This window comes from Nitratireductor aestuarii (genome assembly GCF_014641695.1).
GTDB lineage: Bacteria > Pseudomonadota > Alphaproteobacteria > Rhizobiales > Rhizobiaceae > Chelativorans > Chelativorans aestuarii.
In genome coordinates this window covers 218,060-236,335 of the sequence record NZ_BMIF01000006.1, presented here as the reverse complement: position 1 = coordinate 236,335, position 18,276 = coordinate 218,060, and the positions used below count along the sequence as shown (strand labels likewise).

Here is an 18,276-nt window from a genome sequence, read left to right as displayed (position 1 = left end):
ATATGTATGACCCGCCCTCCCGCTGTCGTTCTGGTGGTCGAAGACGAAACCCTTATTCTTCTGGACACGGTCGACTGTATTGAACATCTGGGGCACGTAGCAGTGCCTGCGATCGATGCGCGCCGGGCACTTGAGCTCCTGAAGCGACGTACGGATATCACACACCTCTTTACCGATGTGAATTTGCGCTGTGACATCGATGGGATTGAGCTGGCTGCCGCAGTTCAGGCGCACTGGCCGCACATCTCGATACTGATCACTTCGGGACACATGCTTCCTGCTACCGCCAGACTGGCGAGTGACATCCCTTTTCTCCCGAAACCTTATACAGCGGAACAGATCCAGGCCTGGTTGGAATAAACGGCGAGGCTGCCCGCTCGTGGATGCGCTTGTGTTTTGCCTCGCCGTCGAAGGAGATTATTGCCGAGGGCATAAGAAAGGTATTGGCGGCAAGTCAGTACAACTTCCCATGGCCGCTTCCGCTGCCAGGCCAATTGTCTCGCCTAACGTTGGATGCGGGTGGATGGTGCGACCGATATCGGTTGCGTCTGCCCCCAGTTCGGTCGCAAGGCAGATCTCGCCCAGCATATCACCGGCACCAGGCCCGATCATTGCGCCGCCCAGCAAACGACCCGTCTCGCGCGAGAACAACAGCTTGGTCATGCCGTAGTCCGCTCCGTTGGCGATGGCGCGGCCGGATGCCGCCCAGGGGAACTTGCCGACGTCAACCTCGATCCCGTCTTGACGAGCCGCGTCGTCGGTGAGACCAACCCAGGCAATCTCCGGATCCACATAGGCGACAGACGGAATAACCAGCGGCTCGAAGACCGCCCTGTGTCCAGCGGCCACTTCAGCTGCGACATGACCCTGGTGAACCGCCTTGTGCGCCAGCATGGGCTGACCGACCACATCGCCGATTGCGAAGATGTTCGGTTGTGCGGTCCGCATCTGGCTGTCGACCGCAATGAAGCCGCCATTGGATTGAAGCCCTGCAGCTTCCAGTGAAAGCCGATCGCCGTTCGGACGTCTGCCTGCTGCCTGCAGGATCAGGTCATAGGTCGCCGGCTCATGGCCGTTGTTGAAACGAGCAACAAATCCCTCAGGCGCGGCCTCGACTGACTCCAGCCGGGTAGAGAGCATGATGCGATCAAACCGGTGGCTGTTGCGCTTCATCCAGATGCCAACCATATCACGGTCCACGCCGGCAAGGAGGCCGCCCGTCTGTTCGACCACATCAATGCGAGCCCCCAGCCCGCTATAGACGGTCGCCATTTCGAGCCCAATGATGCCGCCGCCGATGACAAGCATGCGCTTCGGGATGAATGGCAGCTCCAGCGCTCCGGTTGAATCGACGATGCGCGGATCATCCGGCAGAAACGGCAGGTGGATCGGTGAAGAGCCCGCCGCGATAATGCACATCTGGAAGCTTACGGCGCTGACATTGCCTGCCCTGTCTTCCACATGGAGTACGTTCGGTCCGGCGAAGCGGGCATTGCCAATAATCCTTTGCACCTTGCGCTGCCTGGCCATCTGCGCAAGACCGCCCGTCAGGCGCGAGACGGTGTCGTGCCTGAAAGCGCGCAATGCATCGAGATCCAGCTCAGCCGCACCGAAACGTATGCCATGCTTTGACAGTCGCTCTGCCTCTTCCTTGGCGGCGGCTACGTGGAGCAGAGCCTTTGACGGGATGCAGCCCACATTGAGACAGACACCGCCAAGCGTTTCCTCGCGCTCGATGAGGGCAACCTGCATGCCGAGATCGGCGGCCCTGAAGGCAGCCGAGTAGCCGCCCGGCCCACCGCCGATCACCACAAGTTCCATGATTTCAGTGTTCATGAGCAACCTCAGAGCGCTGCGCGACGGAAATCGCCCAGGATTTTGACCACCGTTCCCAGGAAACGCGCGGCGGCAACCCCATCCAAGACCCTGTGATCCCACGACAGCCTGACCGGCAGGATCAGCCGCGGCTGGAATGCCGTGCCATCCCAGCGGGGCTGCATCTGTGCGCGAGCCGCGCCGAGGATCGCCACTTCGGGGGCATTGATGATCGGCGTGAAGCCAGTACCGCCGACACCGCCGAGAGACGAGACCGAGAAGCAGCCCCCCTCCATGTCCGAAGGAGCGAGCTTGCCGTTACGCGCTCTTTCTGCGAGCCCCGCAATCTCTTCGGCGATCTCGTTCAGCCCCTTGCGATCGCAGTCGCGAACAACCGGCACCAGCAGGCCCTTTGGCGTGTCGACTGCAACGCCCACGTGGACGTATTTCTTCAACACCAGCGTGTCGCCTTCCAGCGAGGCGTTGAACCGCGGGTACTCCTTCAACGCCAGCGCAGACGCCTTGGCCAGGAAAGCAACCATGGTGAGCTTGGCCCTCGCCCCCTTTGCTTCGCCATTCATGGCAACGCGGAAGGATTCGATGTCTGTCACATCTGCCTCGTCAAAACTGGTGACGTGCGGAACGGTGACCCAGTTGCGGTGCAGGCTCGAACCGGAAATCTGCTGGATCCTCGTCAAAGGAACACGCTCGATCTCGCCATAGCGCGCAAAGTCGTAAGCAGGCGCTGGCGCTACGGCTATGCCACCGTTGGATGCTGGTGCCGCGATCCGGCCCTTCACGTAGGCCTGAACATCCTCGCGCATGATGCGGCCTTTGCGGCCGGTGGGCTGCACCTCATCGAGGGACACGCCAAGTTCACGCGCATAGGAACGGACCGAAGGCGATGCGTGCGCCTTGCTGGCCGCTGCACCTGTTACTGGCGCAGCAGCCTCCACCGCGGCAGGCGCAGCGGCAACAGGCCTGGTTTCAGATGCCGTATCAGGCTTCGGCGCGACTGGCGCCTTTTCGCTGATCTCGAAAATGGCGATCGGCGCACCTTCTGACACCCTGCTCCCGATCTCGACCAGAAGTTCCACCAGAGTGCCGGAAACCGGGGACGGCACCTCGATGGTTGCCTTGTCGGATTCCAGCACGATGATGGTGTCTTCAAAGCTGACCGTGTCCCCCGGCTTGACCAGGATTTCGACGACAGGAACATCCTTGTAATCGCCAATCGTCGGAAGATGGATGGTTTGACGCTCAACCAATGCAACAGTCTCCACCACGCTTCTCCTTAGCGAGCCCAGGGGGCTGTTGCGTTGGACGCAATGCCGTATTTTTCGATCGCCTGCTGCACGGTCTCGAGCCGCAGTGTGCCCTCACGGACGAGGGAATGCAGTGCGGCCACGACCACGTGGTAGCGGTCCACCTCGAAGAAGGCGCGCAGGGCAGACCGCGTGTCGCTGCGGCCAAAGCCGTCAGTTCCTAGTACAGTCATGGGGGCTGCAACATACGAAGCGATAAGCTGAGGCAGTGCGCGGACATAGTCGCTTGCCGCCACCACAGGCGCGCGTCCCGGCAATGTCTTTTCCAGGTGACATGTCGATCCCGTCTCGCCGAGGAAGATGCGCGCTCGCTCGATCTCACGCGCCTCGCGGGAAAGCTCGGTATAGCTCGTCACCGAGAGCACCTCGGCCTCGACGTTCCAGTCCGACTTCAGCAGCTCTGCCGCGGCCACGACCTCCGGCAGGATCGCGCCCGAACCAAGAAGGCGAACCTGAGCACGGCCATCGGCCGGGCCAGACAGAGAATAGATACCCTTGATGATACCTTCAGCAACGCCTTCCGGCATGGAGGGCTGGGGGTAGTTCTCGTTCATGGCGGTGATGTAGTAGAACTCGTCCGCGCCCTCTTCCATCATGCGGCGCGCACCGTGGTCCATGATGGTCGCCAGTTCGTAGCCATAAGCGGGATCGTAGGCACGACAATTGGGAACGGTGGAAGCAACCAGGTGACTGCTGCCATCCTGATGCTGCAGGCCCTCACCGCCAAGTGTCGTCCGTCCTGCGGTAGCGCCGATCAGGAAGCCTCGCGCCCGTTGGTCGGCCGCAGCCCAGATCAGGTCGCCGATCCGCTGGAAGCCGAACATGGAGTAGTAGATGTAGACAGGTAGCAGAGGCTTGCCGTGCACGCTGTAGGATGTAGCGGCAGCAACCCACGAAGAGATTGCGCCAGCCTCGGTGATCCCTTCCTCGAGAAGCTGTCCGTCAACGGCTTCCTTGTAGTAAAGCATCGAGCCCGCATCTTCCGGCTCGTAAGTCTGGCCGACGGGCGAATAGATGCCGATCTGGCGGAACAGATTGTCCATGCCGAAGGTGCGCGCCTCATCGGCAACGATCGGCACCATGAGCGGACCAAAATCCTTGCTCTTGAGCAGGTTGCTCAAGAGACGGACTGCTACCACGGTGGTGGACATCTCCTTGCCGTCAGCCTTCAGTGCGAAATCCGCATAGGTGGAGAATGCAGGTATCGTCACAGGCTCTGATGCCTGCCGGCGGCGTGGCAGATACCCGCCCAAGGAACGACGGCGTTCATGCAGGTAGGTCAGCTCCGCCGAGCTCTCCGCAGGGCGATAGAACTCCAGGTTCTCCACCTGCTGATCCGTCAGCGGCAGGTTGAATTTGTCACGGAAGGCAATGAGCGCGCCCACATCAAGCTTCTTGGCCTGATGTGCGTTCATGCGGGACTCGCCTGCACCGCCCATTCCGTATCCCTTCTTGGTCTTGGCCAGGATGACGGTCGGACGGCCCTTCGTGTTCTTGGCGGCATGAAAGGCCGCGTAAAGCTTGCGGAAGTCGTGACCGCCACGCTTAAGCTGGTCGATGTCGTGGTCAGACATGTGCGCGACCAGCTTGCGGATTTCCGGGTCGCTGTCGAAGAAGTGGGCGAGGTTGTAGGCGCCATCCTTCGCGCCAAGCGTCTGATATTCGCCGTCGGGGGTTTCAGCGAAGCGCTGCAAGAGGCGGTGATCGGCATCACGTGCGAAGATAGGATCCCATTCGGAACCCCACAGAACCTTGATGACGTTCCATCCCGCACCACGGAATGTCCGCTCCAGCTCCTGAATGATCTGGCCATTGCCGCGAACCGGGCCATCCAGGCGCTGCAGGTTGCAGTTGATGATGAAGGTCAGGTTGTCGAGCTGCTCGCGGGCCGCCAGCGAAAGTGCTGCAACGGATTCCGGCTCATCCATCTCGCCATCGCCGAACACACCCCATACGTGCTGGTGGTCTGTCTGGGCGATGCCGCGGTCTCGCATGTAGCGCATGAAACGCGCCTGATAGATGGCGCTGATCGGCCCGAGACCCATGGATCCGGTGGGGAACTGCCAGAAGTCAGGCATCAGCCACGGGTGCGGATAGGAGCAGAGGCCGCCGCCTGAAATTTCCTGACGATACTTTGCGAGATGGTCTTCGGTTAGCCGACCTTCAAGGAAGGCGCGGGCATAAACACCGGGTGCTGAATGCGGCTGGAAGAACACCAGATCGCCACCCTGACCTTCATCCGCACGATAGAAGTGGTTGAACCCGATCTCGAAGATTTCGGCTGCCGATGCATAGCTTGCGATGTGGCCGCCCAACTCACCATAGGCCCTGTTGGCACGGACAACCATGGCAAGCGCATTCCAGCGAATGATGGAAGTGATGCGCTCCTCCATGGCCAGGTCGCCGGGGAATGGTGGCTGCTTGTCTAGTTCGATCGTGTTACGGTAGGGGGAATATGGTGGCGTCTCTTCAAAGAGCCCCATTTCCCTGGCGTGCCGCTCCAGGGCGGCGAGCAGGAATTGCGCCCGCTGCTCTCCATCTACCTTGGCGACTGAATCGAGCGCGTTTACCCAGTCGGCAGTTTCTGCCGGGTCTATGTCTGCGCTGGCGATCATGTTCTTGATGTTGGGTATCGAGTTCACGGTGTCCTCCTGCATGTATTCAGGATAACCGTCCCCGGGGAAAATTTCCTGCCGCATACGCTTCTCAAAAAACGATTAGCAGCATAATCTGCTGTTAAACGGGGATATCTCGGCATGAATGGAACGACAGTGCTCGACAGCTTCAATCGCAGGATCCTGCATGAATTGCAGGGAGAAGGGCGATTACCGAATGTGGAATTGGCGGGCCGCGTCGGCCTCTCGCCATCGCCGTGTCTGGCACGTGTGCGCCAGTTGGAAGAGGCTGGCGTCATCCGCGGCTATTACGGACTGCTGGACGCTGAGAAGCTTGGACCGACACTCAGCGTATTCATTCAGATCACGCTGGACCGCCAGTCAGAGAAGACCTTGGAAATCTTTGAATCGACTGTCGCCGAACTACCGGAAGTGATGGAGTGTTACCTCATGACCGGCGACGCCGACTACCTGCTGCGCGTGGTCGTGCGCGATGCAGTGGCGCTCAAGGACTTCATCCTTGAAAAGCTCACCAAAACGCCGGGAGTGGCAAACATTCGCTCCAGCTTTTCCTTGAAGCAGGTCAAGTACAAGACGGCCCTGCCCTTGGAACAACTGTGGCCGGCTAGGTAAGATTAACGAGCACAGTCCTGCCACCAGGTTTAACCGAACGCGGGACTTTATTGAATGTCCCGCGGCGCTGTGCGCCAACAACGACGTCACGCACCCGCATTTACCCACTTTTTCCCGCAGCAATTTATCCTATCATTCCTGCCGTACCCAATGGCCCGTTGACACCTCACGGTAGCTGCCTCTCTGAGGCTCATAACCGACGGGCCTGACGGGGCTCTTCAATTCGTCCGCGTCCAGGTTGCGGCGGACGCCGCGGCGTGAGGGATCAGGCACCGGCACGGCGTTCATCAGCTTGCGCGTGTAGGGATGCTGCGGATTGTCGAATACGGAGGCGCGCGGCCCGATCTCGACGATTTCACCAAGATGCATCACCGCCACGCGGTGGCTGATGCGTTCCACCACGGCCATGTCGTGCGAGATGAACAGATAGGAGAGCTTGAGGCTTTCCTGCAGATCCATCAGGAGATTGCAGACCTGCGCCTTGATGGAGACGTCGAGCGCGGAAACACTTTCGTCGGCCACGATGATCTTCGGGTCGAGCGCCAGGGCGCGGGCAATGCAGATGCGCTGGCGCTGGCCGCCGGAAAATTCGTGCGGAAAGCGGCTCATCATGTCAGGCGACAGCCCGACGCGCTCGAGGAGATCGGCGACCTTTTCCTTTGCCTGTGCCTGCGTTCCAAGCTTGTGCTCAAGATAGGGCTCGGCAATTGCCGCACCCACAGTCATGCGCGGATTGAGGCTGGCGAACGGATCCTGAAAGATCATCTGAATATCGCGGCGCTGGCGGCGCAGCGCGCTCTTGCCGAGAGCCCTCATGTCCACGCCGTTGATGGTGATGTTGCCACGATTGGGTTCGACCAGTCGGGTGATCGACCGCCCCGTTGTTGACTTACCGCAGCCGGATTCGCCCACCAGGGCCAGGGTTTCACCCTGATAAAGGTCGAACGTGACATCTTCCACCGCATGCACGGCGCCTGTCGGGCGGCCGAGAAAGCCGTTGCGGATCGGGAAACGCGTCACGAGGTTCTTTACCGAGAGGATCGGAGGCGCCGCACGATCAACGTCGACAGTAACCGGCCGGGCCTGCTCGGCTTCCCCGGTCCTGATGTCCACCAGCGGGAAGCGTTGCGGCAGTTCCTGCCCGGTCATTGATCCCAAACGCGGAACGGCGGACAGCAGCGCCCGCGTATAGGGGTGTTTGCCGTGGTGGAAAATGGCCTCGGTCGAGCCGCTCTCCACCGCCTCGCCGCGGTACATCACGATCACGCGGTCGGCGATTTCGGCGACGACGCCCATGTCATGCGTGATGAAGAGGACCGACATGCCCTCCTCTTCCTGCAGCGTCTTGATGAGATCCAGAATCTGGCCCTGGATGGTAACGTCGAGTGCGGTGGTCGGCTCATCGGCAATCAGCAGCTTTGGTCTCGAGGCGAGCGCCATCGCGATCATCACGCGCTGGCGCATACCACCGGAGAACTGATGCGGATATTCTTCAAGCCGCGCCGTCGGATTGGGAATGCGCACCTTGGTCATCAGGCGCACCGCTTCGTCGCGCGCCTGCGACGCCGACATCTGGCCGTGGCAGGTCAATGCCTCGACCAGCTGTTTGCCGACCGTGAAGATCGGGTTGAGCGATGTCATCGGCTCCTGGAAGATCATCGCCATGTCGCGGCCGCGAACCTGACGCATCTCCGGGTCCGACAGCGCCAGAAGATTCCGCCCGTTGAGGAAGACCTCGCCTTCAATGCGACTCGTGCCCTTGGCAAGTAGCCGCATGATCGACAGCGAGGTAACGCTCTTGCCGGAGCCGCTTTCGCCGACGATGGCAAGTGTCTCGCCCGGCAGGACGTCAAACGAGATGCCATTGACGACCGGCTTCCATGCGCGGTCGACAAGGAACGACGTCGTCAGATCGCGGACGGAAAGCACCGGTTCGGCTGATGTCTGGTTTGGCGACATGTGCAAGGTTCAATCCTCAGAAGGCGGAACTGGGGTCTTGTGCAATTCGGACGGAAAACCGGTTTCCACTTTTCCTGGAATTGCACTGGTTGTTTAGGCGATCTTGCGCTTCAGCCACGCCGGAGGCTGGCCATGGAAGCCGCCTTCAAGCGCCGTGCCGCAGGTGCAGGTGGAGCGGTCGGAAGAGATGCCTGCGATGGCGTCGATCAGGATCTTCTCGATAAGGTCGTGCAGGCCTTCCTTGTAGTAGATGTCATTCATCGAGCCGGGGCCGAAGTGAATGACGGCGGGCGCCATGCCGGCACCGAAATTGATCACCGGCGCGATCGAGGCGAAGCACATTTCGAGTTCGCGCGCGAAGATCACTTCCGGCACCAGCGGCGTTCCGACGATGTCGCCGCCTTCCTTGGCATAGGCGCGGATTTCAGCCGGCGTCTCGAAGCGCGGGCCTTCGGTGCAGACGAAAGTGCCGCGCTCGATGATGCGGTTGGAGAACCTGGTGGCGGATGTGATCAGATCCTGACGCAGGCGCGGGCAGAACGGGTCGGTAAAGTCGACGCGAACCCAGCATTCGCTTTCGTCGAAGAGCGACTGTGCACGCGACTTGGTCTTGTCGAGGAAGTCATTGGAGATGACGATATCGCCGGGACGGATTGCCGGGTTTACCGAACCGATGGCGTTCTGCGAGATGATCGACTCGACGCCCAGTTCATGCAGCGCGAAGAGATTGGCGTGGTAGTTGATCTTGTGGCTCGGGGTGGTGAGGCCCGCGCCGTAGCGCAGCTGCACCGCAGCCTCGCGTCCGCCAATCGTGCCGAGCAGGATCGACGCTTCGCCCCAAGGGGTCGAAACAACCTCCACACGGCGATCCTTGAGGAGGTTTTCCGACGCCGCACTCGTGATGAGGCCGATGGGTGCTTTGCTCATGGTGTTCCAGTTCCTGTATCAGTGAGTTGCGTAGTACTCGTGGATTGCTGTACGAATGGCGGGTTCATCGACCAGCAGCAGCTGACCGTCGCGGAAGATCATCCGGCCAGCGACCATGACCGCCTGAACATGCTGCGGCCCGGCGTGGTAGACGACGTCGGAGAGGACGCGCTCTGCGGTCAGTCCGAGCGGATGGGAAAGGTTCAGGATGACAAGGTCGGCTTCCTTTCCGGCTTCGAGGCTGCCGATCTCGCTGTCCCAGCTGAGAACGTGCGCACCCTCGATCGTCGCCATGGTGAAGGCGTCCTCGGCGTTCATGATGAAGCCGTCGAGCGAGGTGACGCGCTGAAGCAGCACGGAGAGCTTCATTTCCTGGAAGAGATCGAGGCAATTGTTGGAAAGCGTGCTGTCGGTGCCAAGTCCAACCGGAATACCGCGCTTGCGCATGGCCGGCACGGGAGCGACGCCGCTCGCCAGCTTGGCGTTGCTGGCCGGATTGTGGGCGACGCCTGAACCGCGGCGCGCCAGGATGTCCATATCGGCCTCATCCATCCAGACGCAGTGCGCGAGCACCGAGCGCTCGTCCAGAATGCCGAGCTGCTCGAGCCAGCCTGTCGGCGTTGCACCATATTGCTCGAGCGTCTGCTGGTTTTCGCGCCGGTTTTCGGCGAGGTGAATGACGAAGGGCAGATCGAGGCGATCGGCCTCGCGCCTGACTTCCTTCAAGAGGTCGCCAGTGCAGCTGTAAGGCGAATGGCCGCCGAGATAGAAGCGGGCCAGGCCATTGCCTTTGTGCAGCTCCATCGCTTCCGTCGTCTCATCGAGCGCGAGCGGCCAGTTGGGCCGTCCGGTCTTGCGCAATTCGGGGGAGTTGGCAAGGGCGCCGCTGAGCGACCGCATGCCGATCTCCGTGGCAACATCGGCGAAGACTCCAGCGCCATAGCGCGTGCAGTCGCAGGCCGTAGTGATGCCGTTGCGCACCATGTCCATGATGGCGAGATAGCAGCCGCGCCGGTTGTCCTCGACGGTCAGGTGCGAGGTGTGGGGGGCAAGTCCTGCCGCCCACTGGAACAGATCGCCATCGTCGCAGGAACACCGGTGCGTCGAAAGCCCGCCGTGGGCGTGGGTATTGATGAGACCCGGAATGACGACGCGGCCACCAAGGTCCTCATAGGTGATCGGTTCCGGTTGCGGGGGCATGTCGGCCCGGTTGCCGATCCAGACGATCTTGCTGCCGCGGATGAGGATCGCTCCGTCGGGATAGAAGCCGCCAGGAAGGCCGGTGCAGACAAAGGCATTATGAAGAAGCGTCAGCATCTCAGGTCTCCAGCAGGTATGTCTGCGGCCTGGACGTCAGCGAGATTTCGGTGGCCAGCTCACTCGGGTTAAGGGTGCCGTTGTCGATGCTGATCGGTCCGTCATGGCCCGGAATGACGATGTCCGCCATCTCGGCGATGCGCCTGATGCTGGCGGCAGCCGCCATTTCGTCGAACGCTCCGGCCGACTGGCATGAAGCAAGTTCGCCACGATGCTTCACCGCATCCTGCGCAAGGACGACGCGCTTGCCATCGACCGTCATCACCAGCGAGACATGGCCGCCGCTGTGGCCGGGCGTGCGGATCATCCGGATGCCGGGGAAGACCTCGAGCTCACCCGACACGAGGCTCAGCTGGGGGGCCCGCAGGAGGCCTTCGACCTGCCAGGTGGAAATGGCGGGGTCCGCTGCCCCATGCTCCTGCACATAGGCATACTCGTCCTCATGCAGGATGATCTCCGCCTTTGGAAAGCACTCGACATTGGCCATGTGATCGAAGTGGAGATGGGAGAGGACTACCGTCGAGATGTCCTCTTTCGCGATGCCGCGCTTTTCCAGCGCTGCCATCAGGCCAGGCCTGTCTCCGATGCCGCCGGTATCAAACAGCGCGTAGCCTTTGGCAGTGTCCAGCAGGACGATGGTGCTCCAGCCAAGGAACCCGCGCTCCCCTCTCGCTGGAAAGCCGTTCATGAGAATGTCGTAGGAAGCCTGCGCGATGATCATGATTCCACCTGCCGCAGGCGCGGGTCGAGAAGATCACGCAGCCTGTCGCCGACGAGATTGACGCCCACGACCGTCACGAAGATTGCAATGCCGGGGATGGTGGCGACCCACCAGGCGTTGCCGATGTAGTTGCGGCCTTCCGCGATCATCGTGCCCCAGGTCGGCGTGATCGGCGGGACGCCGAGGCCAAGGAAGCTCAGAGATGATTCAAAGATGATCATCTTTGCGACCAGCAGGCTTGAGATGACGATGACCGAGGACAGCACGTTCGGCAGCAGGTGACGCGTCAGGATGTGCAGGGTCGAGATGCCCATCATATGAGCGGCCTGGATGAACTCGCGCTCGCGCAGCACAAGGCATTCGGCGCGTACCACGCGCGAATACTGCACCCAGTTGGTGAGGCCGAGGATGGCGATGATGTTCCAGAGGCTCGCACCCACCACAGCGGCAACCGCAAGCGCAAGCACCATGAAGGGGATTGCGAGCTGGATGTCGGTAAGCATCATCAGGACGCGGCCGGCATACTTGTCCTCGTAGCCTGCGATGAGGCCGAAGGCGACGCCGACGATGCTGGAGATCACCACTGCGCTGACGCCGACGAGGATTGAAACCCTCGCGCCGATCACGACGCGGCTGAAGATGTCGCGCCCCAGCGCATCGGTTCCAAGCAGGTGAATGCCTTCGGAGCCCTGCCACATGGGGGGCTTGAGCCGCTGCATGATGTCCTGCGCGTTGGGGTCGAACGGCACGATGAGGGGACCGAAGATCGCGGCGAAAACCATCACGAGCACAACGATCAGGCCGATGGTTGCCAGGGAACTGGTGGTGAAACGCTTGAAGAACTGAATCATTTTCTTTTCCGCAGGCGGGGATCGAGAAAGCCGTAGGAGAGATCAACCAGCAGGTTGATCATCACGATCAGGGCCGCCATCAGCAGCACGAAGGCCTGCACCACCGTGAAATCGCGGTTGGCAATGGCCTGGATCGCAAGGCGGCCAACCCCCGGATAGGCGAATACCTCTTCCGTGATCACCGCGCCGCCGAGCAGCGCGCCGACCTGGAGGCCAATCACGGTCAGCGTCGGGATCGCCGCGTTGCGGAGCGCGTGCGAGAGAATGATGGTGCTTTCGCGTACACCCTTGCCGCGCGCCGTGCGCACGTAATCCGAACTCAGCGCCTCGATCATCGAGGAACGCAGCAGACGGGTGATGATCGCGGTCGAATAGGTGGCAAGGACAATCGCCGGCATGACAAGATGCGCCCACGTTCCGCGCCCGGAGGGTGGCAGCAGGCGGAGGTTCTCGGAGAACAGCAGGATCAGCATGATCGCCAGCCAGAAGGCGGGAAAGCTCTGGCCGATGATCGAGATCAGCAGGCTGGCCCGATCGAAAATGGAGTCGCGCTTGGCGGCAGCGATGATCGCCAGCGGCAGGGAAATGATCAGAGAAAGGAGAAGTGCAGCGCCGCCCAGCTGAAGCGTTGCCGGCATGCGATCAAGCACCAGCTGCATCGCAGGCTGGTTATAGCGCAGCGACATGCCGAAATCACCCTGAACCGCGCGACCAAGAAAATCGAAGTACTGGACGACCAGCGTCCGGTCGAAGCCCATCAGGGCGCGGAACCGCTCGATCTCTTCAAGGGAAGCTTCCGGCGGCAGGAACAATGCCGACGGATCACCGCCGATCCGGATAAGGAAGAACACCGCCACTGACACACCGAACAGGACCAGCACGGTGTAGAGCAAACGTGAAATCAGGAAATTGGCCAATGGTGCTTAACCTCTCCGTGGAACGGGCAGAAAACCCGGCCGGGTTGTCTCCGGCCGGGCGAACCGTGCTTAGAAGTGAGCCTTGCGCAGGTCGATCATGCCATCGCTGCGCGGGGTCCAGGTCAGGTTCGCGTCAAGACCATAGATCAGCGGCGGCTGGATCATTGGCACGTGCGGAGCCTCTTGTAGATCTCCTTGCGGGCTTCCGTATCGATCGTCGAAGCGCCGGCCTGCAGCAGCTCGTCGAGCTCCGGGTTCGAGTAGTAGCTCTGGTACTGGCCGGTCGTCAGCAGAGGAGCCCAGACCAACTGCGGATCACGTCCGCTCCAGCCCGGGAAGGCGATGCCTTCGCGACCCTTCTGCTCCGAAATCTGGCCCCAGACGCCTGCTTCCAGGTACTGGATGTTCGCCTTGATGCCTACCTTGGAGAGGAAGCCTGCGGTCGCCTCAACGATCTCGGCATCCTTCATGTAGCGGCCCTTGCGCGAGATGAAGGGGATCTCGAAACCATCCGGATAGCCTGCCTCGGCCAGAAGCGCCTTGGCCTTTTCCGGGCTGTACTCGTAGGGCTGCCAGGAGCTGTCATAAGCGAAGCCGTTGGTAGGAAGCGTCAGCGCGGTGCGGGTGCCCATGCCGTTCAGCAGCGCCTGCTGGATAGCGTCCACGTCGATCGCGTGGTTGATCGCCTGACGGACGCGCTTGTCCTTCAGCGGGGTGTCGCGCGTGGTGTCGAACGACAGGAAGTAGAGGGAGTCGCTGGAGACGGTGACGATCTTGGTGTCGCCGCCGTCGAGCGAAGCCATGTCTTCCGGCGGAACGTCAACGACGATGTCCACGCCTCCGCTGGTCAGCTCGGCGATGCGGGTGCGGGTTTCAGCGATCGGACGGAAGACAACCTTCTCGATGGCCGGCTTGCCACCCCAGTAATCCGGGTTGGCTTCAAGAACGACATGTTCGTCCTTCAGCCACTCGACAAACTTGTATGGTCCGGTGCCGATTGGCTTGGCGGCGATCGATGCGCCGTCGTTCTCGGCAGCATATTTCGGCGGAACGATGAGGGCCGGGAAGGAGGCCTCGTAGAGGGAGAGAAGCATCGTCGGGAACGGCTTCTCGGTCTTGAAGTCGACGGTGTATTCATCAACGACTTCGACGGCCTTGATGTGCGAGATGCGCGAGAAATAGGGAGCCTTGAAGTCCGGGTTCAGGGCGCGGTCGAAGCTGGCCTTGACGGCTTCCGCGTTGAAGTCCTCACCATTGTGGAACTTCACGCCCTGACGCAGCTTGAAGCGCCAGGTGAGCTCGTCCGGGTTGCTCCATTCCGTCGCCAGCGCCGGCACGATCTCACCGTTCTCGTCCTGTGTGACCAGTCCGTCATAGAGCTGGAACAGGATGTTGGCGGTCGGGAAGTTCGAGTGCTTCGCCGGGTCCATCGAATAGGCGTCGACACCCTGCGCGACGATGATGGTGGAACCTTCCTGCGCGATGCCGGCAGTGGCCATCAGGGCCGGGATGCTAACCCCGAGTGTGGCTGCCAGCAGGCAGCGCTTGAATGTTGAAGTCATCTATTCACCCTCATTGTTATGGAAAGGCGCTGTGCCTGACGGTTGCGGTTAAGTTCGGTTTCCCCTCCCCGGCACCGGTCATGAGACCAGTGCGATCGCTGCGAAATGATCCAGCCGATCGAGGCTGAAGATCACTTTCTGGCCAGCCCGTCTGATGGGCAGCCTCTTGTTGTCAGTAAGCGAAAGTGCCGCTTCTACATTGCCGGCAACGGAGAACTCGAAGCCGGCGAGCGGCGTCAATTCTGTCAGGCCCTTCGTCTGGGTAGCGGCGCGGTTCAGGAAATGCAGCACCATTCCGTCTGGATGCCTGTAGAGGATCGTCTCCACCGCCAGCGGCGCCGTTGTTTCCACTGGCGGCTGGCCGATTTCCTGGTTGATGAGATACGCGGCCACGGCGCGATAGTCCGGCATCATGAAGCGGTGGTAGAGCGCTCCAATCTGCCATGGCAGCCAGGTGGCATGGCCCGCGCCAAATGCGCGCTTGATCAACCCCGGCTCAACGCCGTCACCTTCAACAGTCGTGAATTCAGGTGCATTGTTGACGAAGGGGCCGATGATGCGCAGGTCGCCTTCAGCCTCGCCGAAGGGAGCCCAGAAGGTACCCGCCGCGGCGATGCGGGGCGCTTCTTGAAGGGCAGCTTTCAGTCCTGCGTCGGCAAGGGCGAAGTAAGCCCCGACGGCGGACCGCCCCTCACCCGGCAAGGCCGGGAGAGCGCGTGTTGCAGGCCGGTCTCGCCGGTTTCCATGACCATCGGAAGAAGCAAATTCGCCCGTGACCAGAATGCGGCCTCCGCCTTCGACATAAGCGTCGATTACGGCTGCTTCGTCATCGGAAAGGCAGGTAACGCCGGGCAGGACCACCAGTTCATAGCGCTGCAGCTCTTCGAGCGAGAAGCCCGGCGAGAGGATCAGGTCATAGGGATGGCGGAGATCGCTCAGTAGCTCGCACAGCCCCCGGTACTCGGCGATGTGACCCGATTGGTCGGCAGCACCATCCATGCGGCCACCGTCGCGGCCCCACAAACGCGAGGGCTCGGAGCGCACAACAGCGACACGGGCAAGGCTCGTCAGGTCGCGGTACCAGTCAGCTCTGCTGGCGAGATAGTCGCCGACGAAGGCCGTCGCCGGCACGAAGCGTGCGTCTTCCTGATCCAGAAGGCCATTGACTGCCGGCGCGGTGCTGCCGCCGTGGGCTGCGGCCTGGATCAGGTTGTTGATCATGCGCGGTGCCGGCATGGCGGCCTGGCGGCTCGCGAAAACCGCCGATGTGGTCTGGATCAGGAGTGGCGAACTCTCAGGCTTCAGTGACCGGGCTAGCAGAGCCTCCTCGGCCGCCCACAGGTTCCAGATGGGCTGGGGATCGATGGGGTTCGGTATTACCGGATTGGATACCTGCGAGCCGATAATGTCGCTGATCTCGGCCATCTGGCGCACATCCCAGCCATCGTGCACGTGATGATAGGGCACCAGCGCTGCCGCAGGGTTGCGTTCATGAATGAAGGCGCGGACGCGGCTCATGTAGTTGACGAGGAAGTCAGCACGCCACTCTTCATAGGCTGGGTCGCGTGTTCCGGCGGCAGGTACCGGTGCGCCGGTTGCTTCCCGCACGGTCGCCTGGCAGCGCGCGCAATGGCAGCGCGGAACGTGAAGGTAGTTGAAGAAGAAGCCGTCTGCGGACGGGTAGTTCTCCATGATCTCGCCGAGGATGGAAAAGACTTCGCGCTGCCAGAAATCGCCGGTTGCGCACATCTGCGGCAGGGCCCAGACCGTGGAAATGGAGCCATCTGCCTTGCGAACGAACCAGTCCGGGTTCTCAAGCTCCGCCCCTGCGCGGCCCTTGGAAATATCCATGCGAACAAGAACACGGAAGTTCTCGGCCTTGGCAGCCTTCAGGAAATCGCCCAGGAAGTCGCCTTCAAGATGCGGATTTATCGTCTGGCAGGAAAGCTTGGTCGGGTACCAGGCGGAAAAGCCGCCGCCCATCGCGATGCAGGCATTCGCGCCAACGCTCTTCATTTCGTTGACAAGCTTTTCTGCCGTCAGACCACGCGCATCCGTTTCGCGCAGGAGGTGCTGCAGGAAGCGCAGCGGCTGCTTCGTCCATCCTAGTGGCATGAACATCCTCCATGCATGTTGATGCCATAGCGCGTCCGCATCTTACGGATCGGTGCCTCAAGCAGGTGTGTGGCGGCGAGCGCGGACTGGTTGTCGCGACGATTCCGTTCGGCGAATTCCGCTGCCTCGGCCCAGATGCCCGCCTCTTCAACAAGCATCGAACGGTCATTGCGCACTACTTCGCGGCCGTTAACCAGAACACGCTCGATGGCGCTGCCGGTCTCCGAGAGCACGAGCTGGCGGACAGGATCGTTGAGCGGCGAGAAGGCGGGTGAAGCGAGCCTGAAGAAGACCATGTCGGCTGCCATGCCTGCCGCGAGACGTCCCGCGTTGTGGAGCCCCAGAACATCGGCCCCGCCCGAGGTGGCAAGCTTCAGCGCCCGCTGCGGTCCCACCCAGTTCGCCTCGTTCTCATCGATCAGGTTGTGGAGTATGGCCGCCCACTTGACGGTTTCGAGCAGGTTGACGCCGTCGTTGCAGGCCGCACTGTCGGTGCCGAGACCAATGCGGACGCCGTGTGCCAGAAGACGCGGCAGCGGACAGAAGCCGCTGCCAAGGCGCGCGTTTGAAACCGGGTTATGGACGACGGTCGCACCAGCCTCAGCGATGCGTTCGATATCGTCTTCTTCGAGCCAGATCGCGTGCACGAGATTGATGCGGCTGTTGAGGAGCCCAAGACTGCCCAGATGCGAAATCATCCCTCGCGGATTGAGCCTGAAGCCCATCTCGCGCTGCAGCCGCGTTTCCAGAACATGGGTGTGCAGCACGGTCGCGTGTCGCTCGCTGAAATCGCCGGCGCGGACCAGAAGATCGTCAGAGCAGCGCTGAGGCCCGGACGGGCCGATCGCGACCTTGAGGCGCCCCTCGCCCGTGCCATGCCACTTCTGATGGAACGCCTCGACAACCGCGATCTGCTCGGCGGCCGGCATTGGCATGCGTGCGCCATATCCGGAAAGATCGAGATCCTTCAGGTCGTCCACATCGAAGGGCATGGTTTCGATGATCGGCCGGTCTGCCACGATGGGCGCGATGGTGACGCGCAGGCCACTGTCTGCCCAGGCGGAGGCCACGGCGTCCAGTGCTTCGAGGTCGATGTCAGGAGAAATCTTGACATGATCGAGCACGGAAGTGGTGCCGCTGCGCATCATCTCGATGGCGCCCAACATAGTCGAAACGTAGATCTCGCGCGACGTGCGCCCCTCGCGCGCAGCAGACGAGGTGAGTGACCAGAGCTCAAGCGGCAGATCTGGCGAAGTGCCACGTGCAAGGTTGTCAGGCGAATGGGTGTGGCAGTTGACAAGCCCCGGCACGGCGAGAAGGCCGGCAGCATCGATGACGTCACAACCGGGCGTCGGGGCCGCTTCAGGATCGTGCAGTGCCCGGATCGTCTGCCCGTCGATCTCGATCGATAGCCGGCGCGCGCTAAGCTCGCCACCTTCCTCGACCAGACACAGGGCATTTTGGAACCAGGTTATCGTCACGTCCGCCTTGGCGCATAGAAGTTTCTGGCGGGCAAACT

General features: G+C 61.5%; 14 protein-coding genes. 2 read left to right on the top strand and 12 right to left on the bottom strand.

Features of this window, described 5'->3' with window-relative positions; all coding sequences use genetic code 11:
* The first annotated feature begins 6 nt into the window (after positions 1–6).
* Positions 7–360 (top strand): response regulator, encoded by a 354-nt coding sequence (locus IEX27_RS11710; protein ID WP_188721232.1) that lies wholly within the window; start codon positions 7–9, stop codon positions 358–360.
* Positions 361–417: 57 nt separating this feature from the next.
* Here IEX27_RS11710 and lpdA read toward each other — a convergent pair whose 3' ends face one another.
* Genes lpdA through mdeB form a run of 3 tightly spaced genes read right to left on the bottom strand, consistent with a single transcriptional unit; the run spans position 418 to position 5,755 of the window.
* Positions 418–1,836, bottom strand: coding sequence for a dihydrolipoyl dehydrogenase (lpdA, locus tag IEX27_RS11705; RefSeq protein ID WP_188721231.1), 1,419 nt, complete (start codon positions 1,834–1,836; stop codon positions 418–420).
* A gap of 8 nt (positions 1,837–1,844) precedes the next feature.
* Positions 1,845–3,098, bottom strand: a complete 1,254-nt coding sequence (locus IEX27_RS11700; RefSeq protein ID WP_244630337.1) for a 2-oxo acid dehydrogenase subunit E2 — start codon at positions 3,096–3,098, stop codon at positions 1,845–1,847.
* An 11-nt stretch (positions 3,099–3,109) separates the two neighbouring features.
* Entirely contained in the window at positions 3,110–5,755 is a 2,646-nt protein-coding gene (mdeB, locus tag IEX27_RS11695; protein WP_210315533.1) for an alpha-ketoglutarate dehydrogenase, read from the bottom strand.
* A gap of 156 nt (positions 5,756–5,911) precedes the next feature.
* On the opposite strand from mdeB, the gene IEX27_RS11690 reads away from it, so the two are divergent.
* A complete protein-coding gene (locus IEX27_RS11690) occupies positions 5,912–6,388 on the top strand; it encodes an Lrp/AsnC family transcriptional regulator (RefSeq protein ID WP_308642614.1) in 477 nt (158 codons plus the stop codon).
* A 132-nt stretch (positions 6,389–6,520) separates the two neighbouring features.
* Here IEX27_RS11690 and IEX27_RS11685 read toward each other — a convergent pair whose 3' ends face one another.
* The 9 genes from IEX27_RS11685 to IEX27_RS11645 form a co-directional block, all read right to left on the bottom strand.
* Positions 6,521–8,347 carry an ABC transporter ATP-binding protein gene (locus IEX27_RS11685; RefSeq protein WP_188721229.1) on the bottom strand — a complete coding sequence of 609 codons (1,827 nt, stop codon included), beginning with the start codon at positions 8,345–8,347 and terminating at the stop codon, positions 6,521–6,523.
* A 93-nt stretch (positions 8,348–8,440) separates the two neighbouring features.
* On the bottom strand, positions 8,441–9,274 hold the full coding sequence (locus IEX27_RS11680) for an MTAP family purine nucleoside phosphorylase (protein ID WP_188721228.1): 834 nt from the start codon (positions 9,272–9,274) through the stop codon (positions 8,441–8,443).
* Between the two features lie 18 nt (positions 9,275–9,292).
* The gene (locus IEX27_RS11675; RefSeq protein WP_188721227.1) at positions 9,293–10,591 is read right to left on the bottom strand and encodes an amidohydrolase family protein; all 1,299 of its coding nucleotides are present in this window, start codon (positions 10,589–10,591) and stop codon (positions 9,293–9,295) included.
* A 1-nt stretch (position 10,592) separates the two neighbouring features.
* Entirely contained in the window at positions 10,593–11,312 is a 720-nt protein-coding gene (locus tag IEX27_RS11670) for an MBL fold metallo-hydrolase (RefSeq protein WP_188721226.1), read from the bottom strand.
* The gene (locus tag IEX27_RS11665) at positions 11,309–12,163 is read right to left on the bottom strand and encodes an ABC transporter permease (protein ID WP_188721225.1); all 855 of its coding nucleotides are present in this window, start codon (positions 12,161–12,163) and stop codon (positions 11,309–11,311) included. The genes IEX27_RS11670 and IEX27_RS11665 overlap by 4 nt, the downstream gene beginning before the upstream one ends.
* The gene (locus tag IEX27_RS11660; RefSeq protein WP_188721224.1) at positions 12,160–13,080 is read right to left on the bottom strand and encodes an ABC transporter permease; all 921 of its coding nucleotides are present in this window, start codon (positions 13,078–13,080) and stop codon (positions 12,160–12,162) included. Before IEX27_RS11660 ends, IEX27_RS11665 begins: the two co-directional genes overlap by 4 nt.
* 161 nt (positions 13,081–13,241) lie before the next feature.
* Positions 13,242–14,642, bottom strand: coding sequence for an ABC transporter substrate-binding protein (locus IEX27_RS11655; protein WP_188721223.1), 1,401 nt, complete (start codon positions 14,640–14,642; stop codon positions 13,242–13,244).
* Between the two features lie 78 nt (positions 14,643–14,720).
* Positions 14,721–16,757, bottom strand: a complete 2,037-nt coding sequence (locus IEX27_RS11650) for an alpha-amylase family protein (RefSeq protein WP_188721222.1) — start codon at positions 16,755–16,757, stop codon at positions 14,721–14,723.
* Positions 16,748–18,238 (bottom strand): amidohydrolase family protein, encoded by a 1,491-nt coding sequence (locus IEX27_RS11645; protein WP_188721221.1) that lies wholly within the window; start codon positions 18,236–18,238, stop codon positions 16,748–16,750. Before IEX27_RS11645 ends, IEX27_RS11650 begins: the two co-directional genes overlap by 10 nt.
* Positions 18,239–18,276 lie beyond the last annotated feature (38 nt).